The sequence below is a fragment of the Mesorhizobium sp. M1428 genome, assembly GCF_040317515.1.
Lineage (GTDB): Bacteria > Pseudomonadota > Alphaproteobacteria > Rhizobiales > Rhizobiaceae > Mesorhizobium.
This window is the reverse complement of record NZ_JAMYKT010000054.1, coordinates 1-13988: the sequence shown is the minus strand read 5'-3', so window position 1 is coordinate 13988 and position 13988 is coordinate 1. Positions and strand designations below refer to the sequence as shown.

Sequence of the window (13988 nt, the reverse complement as noted above, 5' to 3'; positions counted from 1 at the left end):
GGTTCATGAGACGTCTCCAGGGTTAGGATGTCGGACCCCGAAACCTTACCTGAGTTCCGCCGCCCGTCGCCTCATGGGATCTTTTTGCTGTCGCGCCTTGCTGATGGACGCGAACAATGGAGGTATCGATCATCTGCACCGTTGCATCGTGGGCTTTGGTGATGCCATGCATGAGGCGGTCCCACACACCTGCTTTCCGCCATCGAACGAAGCGATTGGAGCAGGTGGTGCGTGGGCCGTATCGCCCCCTGGAAGATGGCGGCATAGCGCACCCGATCGCAGCACCCAGAAGATGCCGTCTGCCCGCTGTGCCTGGACGGTGATCGTGCCGAAGAAAACCAGTGCTGCAGCGAACGTTCCTCGTAATATTGCGTTTAACCATGAAAGACGACGATTCGCCCAAAGCATGCAAAAGGGCCCATCGGCTCTCGCGCCGCGATGCAAGGCCAGGAAAGCCTTACGCCAGATCAGTTTGTGAAAAGTCATTGCCCTTGTAAAGCAGGGCAAGCCGGTGAGCCTTCGCGCAAGCGTAGGCAAAACAATCGCCGAAATTGAGATCGGCTTTGTGCCCGACTGCTTTGCCGTATTTCATGCTGGCTTCGATCGCCCGGTCGCCGATGTCGCCGGATATCATGATTTCCTTGCCGGCGATCTCGATCAAAAAGGCGTCGACGGTATCACGGGCTTGCGCCAGCATGTCGGCCGTGGGCTTGGCGTTCTTTTTGATGGCTTCGGCCGATGCTCGCGCGAGACCCTGGACTGCCTCGAACCGGACGAGCGGGGAGATATACAGCGGCTTGGTCGCGGCCGCGAGCCGCTTTTCCAGTTCTTCCGCGCCAGGTTCCTCGTTCAGGATGGCAACGATCACCGAGGCATCGACGAACATCAGTCGTCGCTCCACATTTGGTCGGTGAATTTCTTCATATCGAAATCAGGGTTGGCCGGCCCGATCCGCCGCGCCATTTCCTTGACTTTGGCAAGTCTCTCGCGCAGCGGGACGCTGCCGCGGTTGCGCTCGATCTCATGGCGCAAGGCGGTTCTGACGGCCTCGGTCTTGCTGCGCGCGTTGGTAATCTGCTGCAGCTCGACGGCCATGGCATCGACGTCGGGATCGCGAATGAAGAGCGGCATTTGTATATCCTCTGAGTGATATATGTATATCATGTCGCAGATATACTGGCCAGCGAATTCGCGAGCGGCGGTTTTGATAAGGAGGGGAGGGAGGAATGCAGCTCGCGAAAATCCGTCGGAAGGTTCGGTTCTGGTGCTCAGTCCTTGGAATTGCTCGGCGTCTGAAACACGTCGCTGCGGCCATGTCACTGTCAACGCCCACATGCCCAAGGCGCATCGGTGCTACGTACGCCGACGCCTGCGCATCCCAACATCTGCGGCGACCGATTGATGTCGATAAACCGCCCACGCGCCCGACGAGGCCAGCGCCAGCTGCATCGATTGCGTCAGGTTCATAACGGCCATAATCCCGGCCCAGCGAACTCTCTCGTTAGGGCAGCTCGGGGAGTGCTACGGCTGGATGCTCTTGGGAACATCCCGAGCGCATGATCCGGCGGCGAGGATAAACAATCTGAACCACGCGCTGCCTCCACATGATGGCGCCGGCTAACTCAACGAAGCCGTGCTGCCATTCGTGGTGAACTGGATAACACGGCCTATCTTCTCGCTCGAAAATTCGGCGGCCTCGACAATCATTGCCGGGGTTACCTCGACGGATCCTTCGCCGTCTATCCGCGTCTCATCGGCTGTCGCGCTGATCCGGATTGACAGCCACCCGCAATTAAAGGGCCGTTTGATGACACCTAGGCCTCCCCAGCAGTATTAGTTCACAAAGCAGGTCGGCACCCCTGCCATCCGCTGGATCCGGTCAGCGTGTGCTTCGGGTTCGGGGTGCAAGATCAGGCGGTGCCATTTGCACGGATGGCGGCGAACCAACCACCACGGCAGGGGCGCCAGATTGCTCACCACGTTGGCTCTCTACTTCGCGGCTCATACCTTGGTGAGCAGCTTGCATCTCCGGAACGGTGAAAACCGGCACCTCGCCCTTGAAACCCTGGAGCTCAAAGGCGCCCGCCTGGACGACCGGCATCGATGCTCCTGCCGCAAAGCCGGGGCCAAGCACCAGGGGGATGCCCAGCTTCTTGGTCGTCGACTCGAGCCGTGCCGTGCGGTTCACCGGCGAACCGATCGCGGTGTAATCGAAGCGCCGTTCGGAGCCGAAATTGCCCACCGAACAGATGCCGGTCTCGATGGCGACGCCGATTTGGATAGAGGGGTGGCCATCCGCGGTGAAGGCGGCGTCTTCGCGCTTCACCCGTTCGATCAGGGCAAGGCCCGCGTCGAGCGCGCGCTCGCGATGATCCGGCTGATCAAGCGGCGCGTTCCAGAAGGCGAGCACCGCATCGCCCATGAATTTGTCGATGGTGCCGTCGCGCTTGAGGATCTCATCGGTCGCAATGCCGAGGAAGTGGTTGACCACCCTTGCGATTTCCTGGGTGTCGAGTTGTTCGCTCATCGTCGTGAAGCCGCGTATGTCACTGAGCAGGATCGTGATCTCGCGCTTCTCGCCCGACAGGATCGCTTCCGTATCCGAGCTTGCGAGGCGCTGCACCACTGAAGGCGACAGATACTGGGAGAACTGCCGCGCCAGGGTAGACCGGCGCTGCTCGCTGCGCCTGTAGAGGACATAGCCTTCGAAGCTCGCTACCAGGATCGTCGCAAGCGCCGGCTGCAGCGGGTCATAGAGTTTACCCTGCATACTGTATTCGAGAGCGCCGAACACGAACGGCGTGACGGCCAGCAGCGCGAGAGCCAGAGCACCAAGCACGACACGCCCGGCGAGCACTCCGGAAAGCGCGATGAAGATGACGGCAGTGAGGATAAACCAGAGCCGCTCCACCGTGCGCGCATGCGTTGGCTCTTCAAGGTAGCGCCCGGCAAGCAACTGGCCGATTGCATCGGCGTGGATGTCCGCGCCTGGTCGCGCTGGACGCGTCGGGGTGGGCAGGTACTGCGTCAGTCCCACCGCCGACAGATCGACGATGGCGATGGCGTCCCGCAGCCGCGGATCACTGCCGCCCGAAAAGATAGTGCTGGCAGATATGCGCGGGGTATCCGTGGCAGTTTCCCAGAGGCGGATGCTCCCCTCCGGCTCGAGCGGCACAATGGCACCGGCTATCCTGAGTGCGTCAAATCCAGCGGCATTCATCCGGGCTATGTAGCCGTCCTGTCCGGCGTAAAGGCGCAGAAGCTCGAGCGCGAAGGACGGCCACAGCTGCACGCCTTGAGCGGTGTTGCGAAGCCAGAGCAGCGGCACATGGCGCAGTTCGCCGTCGGGATCGGGCAAGGTGCGGATTACGCCGAGGCCCGCGGCAGCGTTCGAGAATTCGGCAAGCGAGCCGGTCAGGCCCGTGAAGCCCGGAAGTGTGTCAGGTACTTGCCCGACGATCGACCAGCCGGCTTTGGGCCCTGCTTCTGAAACCGTCGCCTCGTTGCCCAGGCTGACGGCAAGCGCCGTTCGATTTTTCGCCAGTGCCGCCGCCAGGCGCTTGTCTCCGGCGATGCCCTCAGGCGAGGTGTCGGCCTCGGGCAGCACCAGCGCAAGCCCGATGACCGCGGCGCCGGATTTGGTGATGCCATCGACCAGATCGGCCAAGAGGCCACGGTTCCAGGGCCATCGCCCATGTCCCTTGAGGCTGGCGTCGTCTATCGAGACGATCACGACAGGATTGCTCGTCGCTTGGCGCGGAGCGAGAAACTGGTAGAAGTCGTAGGTGCGTTCGCGCAGGCGCGACAGCGGCCCGTCGAAAGCTAAATGGCAAGCGAGTAGCAGGAGCACCACCACAAGACCGGATATTTTGCGCCTGGCAGCGTGCCGCCAATCAGCCCAGTGCCAACCGACCAAGAGGCTCATGTCGTTCCGGCGGGCTTAATTGCAGTCGTAGCAGCAACCCTCACCCTCACAACCACCCTCATCCACGCCACCACCCACAGGCGGCGTTGGCGTGTCGGGGAACTCCATGACCACCCCTGGCAATGCGCCGTCGGTGGAGTCGCAGACTTTGAGCGAACCGCCGAGTGCCGACGCACAAAGCGCGCTTACGTCCAGCCCCGGACCCGGTGCACCTGGAAGGCCGGTGCCGGCTATCCGGTCGATGCTGTCCAATATCGGGAAGGTGTCGATTCCGCCGTAGCCGGTCAGCAGCTTGCCATCTTCCGATGTGCAGGCGAAGCCCGGGTTTGTGATGACCAGCCGTTTGCCATTGATCGTGCAGGTCATGCGGCCTGCGCGCAGTATGCCCACGGTCTGGCCATCTGCCACCAGCACTTCGATGATGCCGCCTCTGGCCCCGAGCACCATGTGCGGCGTCGCAACCTGCATGACGCCGCCTTTTGAAACCTGGCCGCCATAAAAACGGGCCAGGCCGCTGTTCATCCCGATGTCGATCTTTCCCGATCCGGAGCCCGGATTGTAGACGAATTCATCGATCGTCAGGCTGGTGTTCGGACCAATCTTGGCGCTCGATTCGTCCCGGAACACCAGCATTCCAAGACCGGTGGGATCGCTGCGCAGCTGGTCGCCGAGCTCGACGCCGGCACCGACGTCCATTGTCCCACCGTTGTTGCGGACGATGTTGGTCTGGTAGGCCGTCATCGACCCGATCGTTTCAGCCGCGGAAGGTGCCGTGAAGGCAAGGCAGCCGATAAAAATGGCGATCTGACGGTACGGGGTCCTCATCGCGGCCTCTTTCAATTGAGCGTCAACGTGTAGCTCATGAGCATTTCGAACGATTTTCGGTCGCGGTTGGCGATGTCGAAGTTGGTTTCGCGATAGGCGAGATCGACGCTGATCTTCTGCGCCTCCGTAAGCTGAAAATCGCTTTCCGAGGCAATGCGCCAGAAGTCGCTCTTGATACTTGTGCCGATGCCGACGGACAGATCGGGAGCGTCGCTATGGCCGGCCGAGAAGGCGACCTGGTGGGACCATGCGAAAAGATCCGGTACGTTCATCAACAGGCCGCCATAGCGAACCTCGCCCGTGTAGCTGCGGCCGATTTCAGATCCGGAGGCGAAGTCATTCGAACCGACAAAGCGCAGTCCGAGCGCCTGGCCATTGCGGAAGCGGTAGCTGCCGCCTGCCTCATAGAAAACCCTGCTATCGGCGAAAATGCCTTGCGAGGCGCTTAGATCGATGTAGCCGCCACCGGCGAAGAGCGTCGTCTCGACCGTCGGACGCACAAGAAAGCGCCCACTGACGCCGATGCCGGTTTCCTGGATATCGCTGTCGAAACGATCCGTAACTGTGAAGACGGAAAGCAGCAGGCGCAGCGAATCGATCCCACTATTGGGCAGTCCCTTGTCCCAGGTAATCGCGGCGTTGCCGTGGATGAAGGTCTCCTTGCCACCTGGAACCGACAGGTCTTCCGTGAAAAAGCGCTGTGTCGCCGTCAACGACCCCGAAAGGACGAGGGCGTCGGCGCTTGGCGTGCCGAGGTCCCACCGGACAAAGCCTTCCGCCCGCCCATAGGGCGAGACGAAGCTGTCGTCGTCCTGCGCCCCGCCGGGCTCAAAATCGGTAAATGCGCTGAACACGCCGCCGGTCAGGGCGAGTTCCCAGGTGACGCCGCGCAACGCGCGATCGATGCGGGCGAGCAGGCGAGCAGCTTCCTGCTGCTCACTTGCCGTCAGGCCGCCGACTTCGATGCCGTACTGCACTTGCCGGCGGGCCAATTCATAGGAGCCGACATGATAGTACAACCGGCTGGCCGCCAGCCGGGCGCGCGCATCGCGGGGATACTTGATCAGATACTGCTCGATTGAGGAGATCGCCTGATCGTATTGTCCCGCGTTGACGGCAACTGTGACGAACTGGGCGAGCGTTCCGTTGTCGGCCGGACTGGCGATGCGGGCCGAAAACGCATCGTCATAGGCCGTAAAAAGACCTTGTGCGCCGGCCGGCAATACGCCGGTACAAAGCAGCGCCGCGGCGCAGCCGAAGATCGTTGGAAACGAAGATTGCATGCCGAGAACCCACCCCAAACCCGACTAGTGCCAAGGACTTAGCACGACCACAAGAAAAAAGGCGACTGAACTTTGACGAAATCATCCGAGTTTTCAACAGCTGTTGCAGCCGCGCAACAAACCATCGAGGTTATTCGTATTGCGGCTGCGCTGCTTGGAGAAAATTATCTCACCGTTGCAGGAACAAGTGAAGTATTCGGCACGATAGGCAACTAACTCGAATCATCGCCAGTCGTGGATCGCACAGCCGGAAAGATTAACATTGTTTGCGCGATTCTGCGCGTATCTGGTCACTGAATGAGCCATCAAGGTCACCCATGGCTAATCCAAAGGTCTTCCGGGGCACTGCGCAAGCGATCGGAGAGCTGCCGCGAGGTGCTTCTCACCACGTCTACACGAGGCGGCACGGCTCTTGCTGTTTCGTTGAACGCGACGAGGTCAGCTTATAGGAACCCATCTCCCCATGGATGCGTCACCGGAAGCGCCTTGCTACAGCACGAGCATGGTGGCCAGCCCCAGCATCAGGCCCATGCCTACGATATCGGTCACGGTGGTGAGAAAGATCGCCGAAGCGACCGCCGGATCGGCGCCGACCCGGCGTAGGCCCAGCGGGATCAGCACGCCGGAGACTCCCGACATGAGGCACGATCCGGACATGGCGAGCAGGATCACAAGTGCCAGCATGGGCGCCTGGGCCGCCGACTCCGGTTGCCGCGAGGCGTAGAACCACATCGCCGCAGCCGCCACAAGCCCGACGAGCACGCCGTTGGCGATCCCGAGCGCGCCCTCCCTCATCACCAAATGCAGCTTCGGTCGTTTGTCCACATCGCCCAGGGCAAGGCCACGCAGCGTCATAGCCAGTGCCTGGCAGCCGGTGTTTCCGCTCTGCCCGGCCAAGACCGGGAGGAACGCTGCCAGGGCGACGATCTTCTCGATCGTGCCTGTGAACGAACTGACCACGAAAGCGGCCATGAAGGCCGTCAGCAGGTTCAGCTGCAGCCACGGATGACGCTTCAGGAAGGCTGAAAACAGCGGCGTAAAAGAACGCTCCTCCTTCTGGACACCCACCATCTGACCAGACTGGGCGGAAATCTCGATGATTTGCTGCTCGAACAGCCGCCAGCCGCGAACCTGTCCGAGCAGCCGGTTCTCTGCGTCGACAACGGGATAGACAGGGTAGTGACGCCGTACCGCCGCCCTGCATGCGTCGCTCAAAGACAGATCGACGTTAAGGGCGAACGGCCTGGGCAGCATGATCTGATCGACCGTCGCGTCCGGTTCGCTCAGCATCAGATCGCGCAGGACCACCAGGCCAACCAACTTATCGCCCCCCTCCATGACGTAGAGATAAGTGAGCTCGGTCGGCACGTGGGTGCGTCTGACGGCCTCCACAGCGGCGGCTACCGTCGTGCCGACAGGAACGCTGGCGGGAACCGGGTCCATCAGCTCGACGAGCGACTCGGGGATGGCGAGGTCCTTGCCACCGGCATCAGGCTTGACAGGCCGCATATGCGGCGGCAAATGCTCCGCCACCTTGCGGGCGTGCCTGTCCGGCAACAATTTTAGTGTGTCCCGGATGAACTCGGGAGACTCTCGGGTAAGCAATTCAGCCGCGTCATCAGGTGCTCGAGCACGCAGCGTGCGCACCAACTTTTGAACGTCGTTCTCTTCTTTCATCTGCCGCCGCCCCCAATTGCTAGTGTCTTGCTTCTGACAGTATGACACGGATCGGATCGCTCTGTCTGGCGCGCAGTGGCCCAAGCGCCTCGATCCCGAATTCTTCGCCTCTCTGGCGCCGAGTGGACCGAACCCAGACTGATCTGAGCCGTTGCCGCGTACATAAAGGCGGGCTGTAACGTCTGCGTGTCGCCAAGATTTTAACGTGTTGCGAACTTCATCGGTCTTTTGCGCTTTGCGAGCACGCCGCACCAATGAAACTTAAACCCGGAAATTCTGCAGAGGCAGGGTCTCCGGCGTTCGAATTGATTGCCTCATGCGGCGCGTCTTGCCAGTTTCACCAGCTCAGAAGGTGCTCTTGAGAGCTTGCAGGTCCGGGGGCAGGGGGTATGGTTTCAGAGACTCGAGGTCGTTGCGGTCCGATCCGAGTTAATGTCGGCATTTTCGTTCCGATCAGGTTTGGATCGTGTCGGTGCCGAGGAACGCGAACGCGAAGCCTTGTTCGAGCTCACTGAGTTCAGGATGCCTATGGCGTGCGCTTCGCCTTCGAGAATCCCTTCGCCATGGAACCGGGTCAGTGCCGGCAGAGGCCCGCCGAGGTGGCGCAAACGGTAAAGGCGGTCGGCCATCTCAACCTGGTGGCGCTCATTCGATTTCAGTCACGCTTATATTGAATCGACCCATCGCGGGCCTGAACGTCCGCGACCAATTGCGGGCCATGGCGCCGGTGAACGGCACCTGCATGTCCATGATTCCATCGCGCACTCCGCAGGGTCTCCATCGAACCTACCTCCCGCATGAGAATGCAGCGCTAGGTCTCTGCGATCGCACTTAGTCCTCGCTGGGGCGATATCGAATGGGATGACATCTTCAGTGAGCTGGTCTTCTTGCCGGAGACCGTTCTCATCATGGAAATCGGACCCCGTTATCGCAATGAGCAGTCCGGCAGCCTAGCCCGGCAAAAACCTCGTTAGCTTGAACAATTGCACTGAGCGCGGAGCGGCGGAGTAGAGGTCGAGTATGCGCCGGCGTGGTGCTGCCAATGTCGGCCAGAGCTGCCGACATCGCTGGCAGCGAGTCGTTTGTATTGGCCAGATGGTTCTGAGGTTCTGACGCGACTTGCCCATCCTGTTTCCGATGAGATTGTGACAGGACGAAATCAGCCGTGCCGGTCTGTCATACACTGGCGGGCATGTGGTATGCCGGCATTTAGTGGTCGAGGGGGAAGGGCCGGAAACGTGCCAATCACCTAGGCGTTGGCCAGCAGGGACTTGGCTATCCTGCACGGTGCAATCGCATCTTTGTCCACCAGTTCGTTTTCGCGTTCTGTGGAGCGGAAAAAAGAGAAAGGGGGCACTTCTCTCGCAAAATGTTCGCGAAAATGGGCTCTATGCAACAGTCGTTTGCAAGAGATTCGCCGTCGCTTGATTCAAATGCGGCGTTCGCCGCAATGGTCATCCGTTGTTGGATCGTCTGGCAAGCCGTACGCCAGGCCCGCTGCCATTCTCTGGGATGAATTCGACGCCAGCGGCCTCGAGGGCACTGCGTATTGCATCAAGGTTGTTCCGATGTGGAATGCGCGCCCCGCGTTCGAAATCAACGATGGTTGCTCTGGAGACGCCAGCAGCGGCCGCAAGTTCGCCCTGGCTCCAACCGAGCATCGCCCTGGCTCCCCTACATTGTTCCACGGAAATTAGGCTCATCGGCTGAAGTCAGTCTTTTTGGTTGACTTTCGCCCGGGAAATCAGGCTAAATGGAAGACGCTAGACAAACGCAAACGCTAGGACGGCTGAGCAGGTGTTGCTGCACCTGCCCAGCCTGACCACAACCCAAGCTTCTGAGGAGCTCGGATCATGGCTGATTCCGACAATACCACGACGCCGCCCGACGTCACCCGCAGACGAGTACTTGCAGGAACCGTGGTGGCTAGCACGGCATGGGCGCTACAAGGTAGCGCATCCGCAAGCGACGCCGGAAGTACGAATCTGCGTTCTGACTCTACGCTGGGCCTATGGCAGAAATGGAAGGAAGCTCACAAGCTCACCGAGCGGCTTTGCCGCAGACAGCAGCGCTTGGAAAAGCAACTCATCAAGAGCGTCGGCTTTCCCTGCGTGACCGTCCGCCTACCCAAGGGTGAGGAGGTGACGGTCCATTCTAACGAGGCGCTCAAGGATATACTTGGCAAAGAGCCATATACAGCGGCTCTTCGTAAGAAGGCCGAAGCTGCACTAGCGGCACATCAGGCACGCTGGAATGCGGCTGCCGAGGAAACCGGTTACACTGCAGCGCTGATGGCTGAACGCCAGGCTGGAGAGCGGGTGCAGGATCTGCTGCAGACTTTCTCAAGGACTGCCGCCACGACTCTCGCCGGTGTGGCAGGTAAGCTCGATGTCGTCTTGCGAGAGGGCGAAAGCGAGGAGGAGCGCTCCGAGTTCCCTTGGCCGCAAATCCGCTCGGCGCTCAGCGATCTGGTGCACATCGCCGAAAATGTTGGTGCTGATGGGTGCGGCGTCGAGGTAGTCGGCATGACTAAGTCGAAAAATCTCCGCCATGTCCGATGACCGCTAATAGGACGAGGTTGAACTGCCCGCCGCGTATTGCGATCTTATCGCGTATGCTGAATTGCTCTTGCGAGGCCGGAGAGACCGGCACTGATCTGGCAAAGCTGATAGGCCGATACTCGCAGTGATAATCCTGAAGGGCGCTCACCGCTGCGGTTTCTCGCTCACCTTGTTGAAAGGACCCGCCTGCTTTGGGGAAGCACAGGCCAAAAGCATCCAACTTGGAACTCCGGTGCTTGAACAGAGACGGAACGGCGGACGGGCGCGAAGTCCGCCGTTGCGGGTCTTCAGATCACAAGGAATGAACCTGCCGTAAACGACAGACCTGGAGAGAGCGTGGCGAACTGTATTTGAGATGCGCCGCCGATCCCGTCACTGTCGAAAGAGAGCGCTCCGGTTGAGCTGTTGTAGATAATATGGTCGGAGCTGTCATGCGCGGCCGTGCCAGCAAAGAAAGCATCGGATGAAAGGCCACCCAATTTGAGCCCCGCGAAAACGGCGTCGTCGAGCTGGATCTTGTCCTGGAGCTTGTCGAAGTCGGTGATCCTGTCGATATTGCCGGCTCCAAGAGCGCTGTTGAACACGAAAGCATCATTGCCTCCGTTGCCGGTCAGGATGTCGGCACCGCCGCCACCGTTGATGATGTTCGCGCCGGCATTGCCCTGGATGGTCTGGGCAAAAGCGTTGCCGGTCAGGTTTATTGCAGCCGTACCGGACGGGTTGGTGGTGGTGAGAAGCTCGATCTGTGAACCTGCAGAAAGCGCATGACTCACCGAGGTGAGCACCCGGTCGGTTCCGCCGCCGGCCACCTCAACAACTTTGTCGCCGGCATTGTCGACATAGTAGGTATCATTGCCAAGATAGCCGACCATGGTGTCGGCACCGCTGCCGCCATTGATGACATTGACACCGGCATTGCCCTGGATTGTCTGCGCGAACTCATTGCCGGTGAGATTGATTGCCGTCGTTCCAGACAGCCTTGTTGTGGCGAGAATCTCGATCTCCGAGCCTGCTGAAAGGGCATGGCTCACCGCAGTGAGTACCTTGTCGGCGCCGCCCCCCAAAGCCTCGACGACCTTGTCGCTGGCATTGTCGACATAGTACGAATCATTGCCACCATGGCCGGCCATCGAGTCGGCACCGCTACCGCCATAGATGACGTTGGCGCCGCCGCCGCCAGTGAGTATATTTATCCCGGCATTGCCCACGATCGTTTGAGTGAACTCGTTGCCGGTGAGATTGATGGCCGTCGTGCCGGACCCATTGTTGGTGGCGAGGGTCTCGATCTCCGAGCTCGCCGAAAGGACGTAGCTCGCCGAAACGAGTAGCTTGTCGGCGCCACCGCCTGCCGCCTCAATCACCTGGTCGCCAGCATTGTCAACGTAGTAACTGTCGTTCCCGCCGTAACCGATCATCGTGTCGGCGCCAAGGCCGCCGTAGATAACATTGGCGCCGGCGTTGCCCTGAATGGTCTGAGCGAACTCGTTGCCATTGAGATTGATAGCCGTCGTGCCGGACGGGTTGTTGGTGGCGAGGAGTTCGATCTCCGCCCCGGTCGATAGGACATAGGTCACCGAAGCGAGCACCTTGTCGGTGCCACCGCCCACCGCCTCAATCACTTTATCGCCGGCGTTATCGACATAATACGTGTCATTGCCGCCATAGCCGGCCATCTTATCGGCGCCGCCGCCGCCGTTAATGACATTGGTGCCGGCATTGCCTTGGATCGTCTGGGCGATCGCGTTGCCAGTCAGGTTGATCGCCGTCGTGCCGGACGGGCTGTTGGTGGCGAGAAGTTCGATTTCCGATCCGGCCGCAAGCGCATGACTTACGGAGGCGAATGCTTTGTCGGTACCGCCGCCCGCCGCTTCAACCTCCTTGTCGCGGACGTCATCGACATAATAGGTGTCATTGCCGCCGTAGCCGATCATAGTGTGGCCGCCGGCCCCGTGAAACACATCGTCGCCGCTGGTGCCATACAAGGTGTCGCTTGTGTCGACGGGAGGCGGAGTGGTCCCCGTCGTTGCAAGGTTGTGTTCCCGGAAAACCGCCTGCAGTTCCGGGGAGCTTTCAAGCGCGGTGTCGCCTCGCTGCGAACCCCAGGCATATGCGTAGTCGAAGGCGGGTGACGGAACCAGCTTGGCCCAGTGGTCCATCATGATTTCCATCTGGGCGGCGGTGGGCACCACATATTTGCCACCCATGTCGGTGTTGTACTCGCCACCTCCAAACGTCTGGTAGCCTGGAACGATCTTGCTCGTCGGGATGCCCGATGCCTGAGCGGCGGCGACGAATTTGTCGATCATGTTGTAGTCGACCGGGCCATCCGTGCGGACGGGATAGACATCTATGCCGTAGTAATCGATACCCGTATTGGCGGGATTGTACGTGCCCCTAAAATCCGGATTCGCCGACGTTCCCAAGCTCATCATCGTGATGTAGGTCTTGGCGCCTGGAAAATGCTCATGGATCCAGTCGGATTCTGCCTTCAGATTTGCGGCGGAGGCGTAGGTGCCCCATTGACCGGTAGGATCCGGCTCGTCAACCAGGAAGAACCCGAATACGTTCGGATTGCCGAGAAAAGGAGTAACCTTGTCGATAAAGGATTGGGTTACCCCGTTGGCCTCGTCGAGGTAGACCAAGCCTTTCATACCGCCCGGCAGCTCGTTGACCTGGTCAACATATTGCACGCTAGCCAGATTGAATCCGGCTTTTGCAATGTCCGTGCCGGATCCGCCCGACGTGTAGTGGAGAGTCGCCATCCATAATCCCTCATTTTGATTCGATAGCGCCCCGCGGATGCCTGCCTACTAGAAGGTGTATATTAGCGCCAAATCACATACCTGCACGCCCTGATAGAATGGTTGATCGGCGGCGAGATTGTCACCACATTATAGCGAAAAATATACTTCTTAATGGCCGACATTGCGGGAAAATAAAATTGAGGCGGATGGCGCCCGCAGAATTTCCAATAGTTATTTGGGATATATTTATGATATTCCTCAGTTGCCCGGCGCAGTGAACGAATCTATATTAAACGACAATTTAAAAGTTATGGTAGTAAAGCAAGAAAACTAATTATCATGCGAAAGCGTAAAATAATTGTCTGATCTTCTGAAGGTAACGAGAAAAATATAATAATTTGATCGTATTTTTCTGTTATGAATATATCGGAAGGTAACTAGACGCAATACCATGTCGATCAGAAAATTGGGCAATTACTTCGCAAATTTCATTTGGCTTCATGCCAATCGGGCACCGTTACTAAGATATTAGCTGGACCATATTCTCTGCCGGCGACACGTATTTGTTGTGGACAGATACTGGGCAGGTGCGTACGCGTCCGGTGAAGACCGCAAACGTATCTGGTGGCCATGAGCACCTGAGCGCTTTGCCGACGAAGCCATGGCGTACGCAGGTGCCAGCGGAAGAGCAAATCATCGACACCAGCCCCACCGGAAACTTGGGCGACTCGTGTAGAGCAGCGTGACATCGGATTTCGGCACATACATCACAAACCGGATCGTTGGTTGGACGTGCATGATATGGAGACCGCGATCAGCGGATCGCCTCCCTAAGGGACGTTCTGGTTAATCTCCGTTCTTGTTGGCGGCAGAAACCATTGACCGATCATTCCACCGTTACCGATTTCGCCAGGTTGCGAGGCTGGTCGACGTCCGTGCCCATGAACACGGCGGTGAAGTAGGCGAGCATCTG

Annotated in this window: 10 protein-coding genes and 3 pseudogenes; 3 read left to right on the top strand and 10 right to left on the bottom strand. The window is 59.3% G+C overall.

Translation table 11 applies throughout. From position 1 onward, the window contains the following. Positions 1 to 64: 64 nt before the first annotated feature. The 6 genes and pseudogenes from NKG60_RS31825 to NKG60_RS31800 form a co-directional block, all read right to left on the bottom strand. A pseudogene (locus NKG60_RS31825) lies at positions 65 to 300 on the bottom strand (transposase); the annotation flags it as partial. 157 nt (positions 301 to 457) lie between these two features. Then, the gene (locus NKG60_RS31820; RefSeq protein WP_352451707.1) at positions 458 to 886 is read right to left on the bottom strand and encodes a type II toxin-antitoxin system VapC family toxin; all 429 of its coding nucleotides are present in this window, start codon (positions 884 to 886) and stop codon (positions 458 to 460) included. Beyond that, positions 886 to 1131, bottom strand: coding sequence for a type II toxin-antitoxin system VapB family antitoxin (locus NKG60_RS31815; RefSeq protein ID WP_023722247.1), 246 nt, complete (start codon positions 1129 to 1131; stop codon positions 886 to 888). Before NKG60_RS31815 ends, NKG60_RS31820 begins: the two co-directional genes overlap by 1 nt. A gap of 748 nt (positions 1132 to 1879) precedes the next feature. Continuing rightward, complete coding sequence (locus NKG60_RS31810; RefSeq protein ID WP_352976656.1) at positions 1880 to 3925, bottom strand: CHASE2 domain-containing protein; 2046 nt, start codon at positions 3923 to 3925, stop codon at positions 1880 to 1882. A 15-nt stretch (positions 3926 to 3940) separates the two neighbouring features. Beyond that, positions 3941 to 4765 carry a FecR family protein gene (locus NKG60_RS31805; protein WP_352492823.1) on the bottom strand — a complete coding sequence of 275 codons (825 nt, stop codon included), beginning with the start codon at positions 4763 to 4765 and terminating at the stop codon, positions 3941 to 3943. Beyond that, positions 4762 to 6033, bottom strand: a complete 1272-nt coding sequence (locus NKG60_RS31800) for a tetratricopeptide repeat protein (protein WP_352976654.1) — start codon at positions 6031 to 6033, stop codon at positions 4762 to 4764. Before NKG60_RS31800 ends, NKG60_RS31805 begins: the two co-directional genes overlap by 4 nt. Before the next feature lie 72 nt (positions 6034 to 6105). Here NKG60_RS31800 and NKG60_RS31795 point away from each other — a divergent pair, with 72 nt between their 5' ends. Next, a complete protein-coding gene (locus NKG60_RS31795; protein WP_352492825.1) occupies positions 6106 to 6249 on the top strand; it encodes a hypothetical protein in 144 nt (47 codons plus the stop codon). A 273-nt stretch (positions 6250 to 6522) separates the two neighbouring features. Here the strand turns inward: NKG60_RS31795 and NKG60_RS31790 are convergent, their stop codons facing one another. After that, positions 6523 to 7710, bottom strand: a complete 1188-nt coding sequence (locus NKG60_RS31790; RefSeq protein ID WP_352492826.1) for a magnesium transporter — start codon at positions 7708 to 7710, stop codon at positions 6523 to 6525. Positions 7711 to 8172: 462 nt separating this feature from the next. Between NKG60_RS31790 and NKG60_RS31785 the strand changes: the two are divergent. Next, positions 8173 to 8721, top strand: a pseudogene (locus NKG60_RS31785) (sugar phosphate isomerase/epimerase family protein); the annotation flags it as partial. Positions 8722 to 9164: 443 nt separating this feature from the next. Here NKG60_RS31785 and NKG60_RS31780 read toward each other — a convergent pair. Continuing rightward, positions 9165 to 9371: a helix-turn-helix transcriptional regulator gene (locus tag NKG60_RS31780; protein WP_502912355.1), complete on the bottom strand. Its 207-nt coding sequence runs from the start codon at positions 9369 to 9371 to the stop codon at positions 9165 to 9167. Between the two features lie 192 nt (positions 9372 to 9563). On the opposite strand from NKG60_RS31780, the gene NKG60_RS31775 reads away from it, so the two are divergent. Further along, positions 9564 to 10271, top strand: coding sequence for a hypothetical protein (locus NKG60_RS31775; RefSeq protein ID WP_352976652.1), 708 nt, complete (start codon positions 9564 to 9566; stop codon positions 10269 to 10271). A gap of 287 nt (positions 10272 to 10558) precedes the next feature. On the opposite strand, the gene NKG60_RS31770 is transcribed toward NKG60_RS31775, so the two are convergent. Continuing rightward, positions 10559 to 13033 carry an autotransporter outer membrane beta-barrel domain-containing protein gene (locus NKG60_RS31770; RefSeq protein ID WP_352976651.1) on the bottom strand — a complete coding sequence of 825 codons (2475 nt, stop codon included), beginning with the start codon at positions 13031 to 13033 and terminating at the stop codon, positions 10559 to 10561. A gap of 868 nt (positions 13034 to 13901) precedes the next feature. After that, positions 13902 to 13988: pseudogene (locus NKG60_RS32375) on the bottom strand (SIS domain-containing protein); the annotation flags it as partial.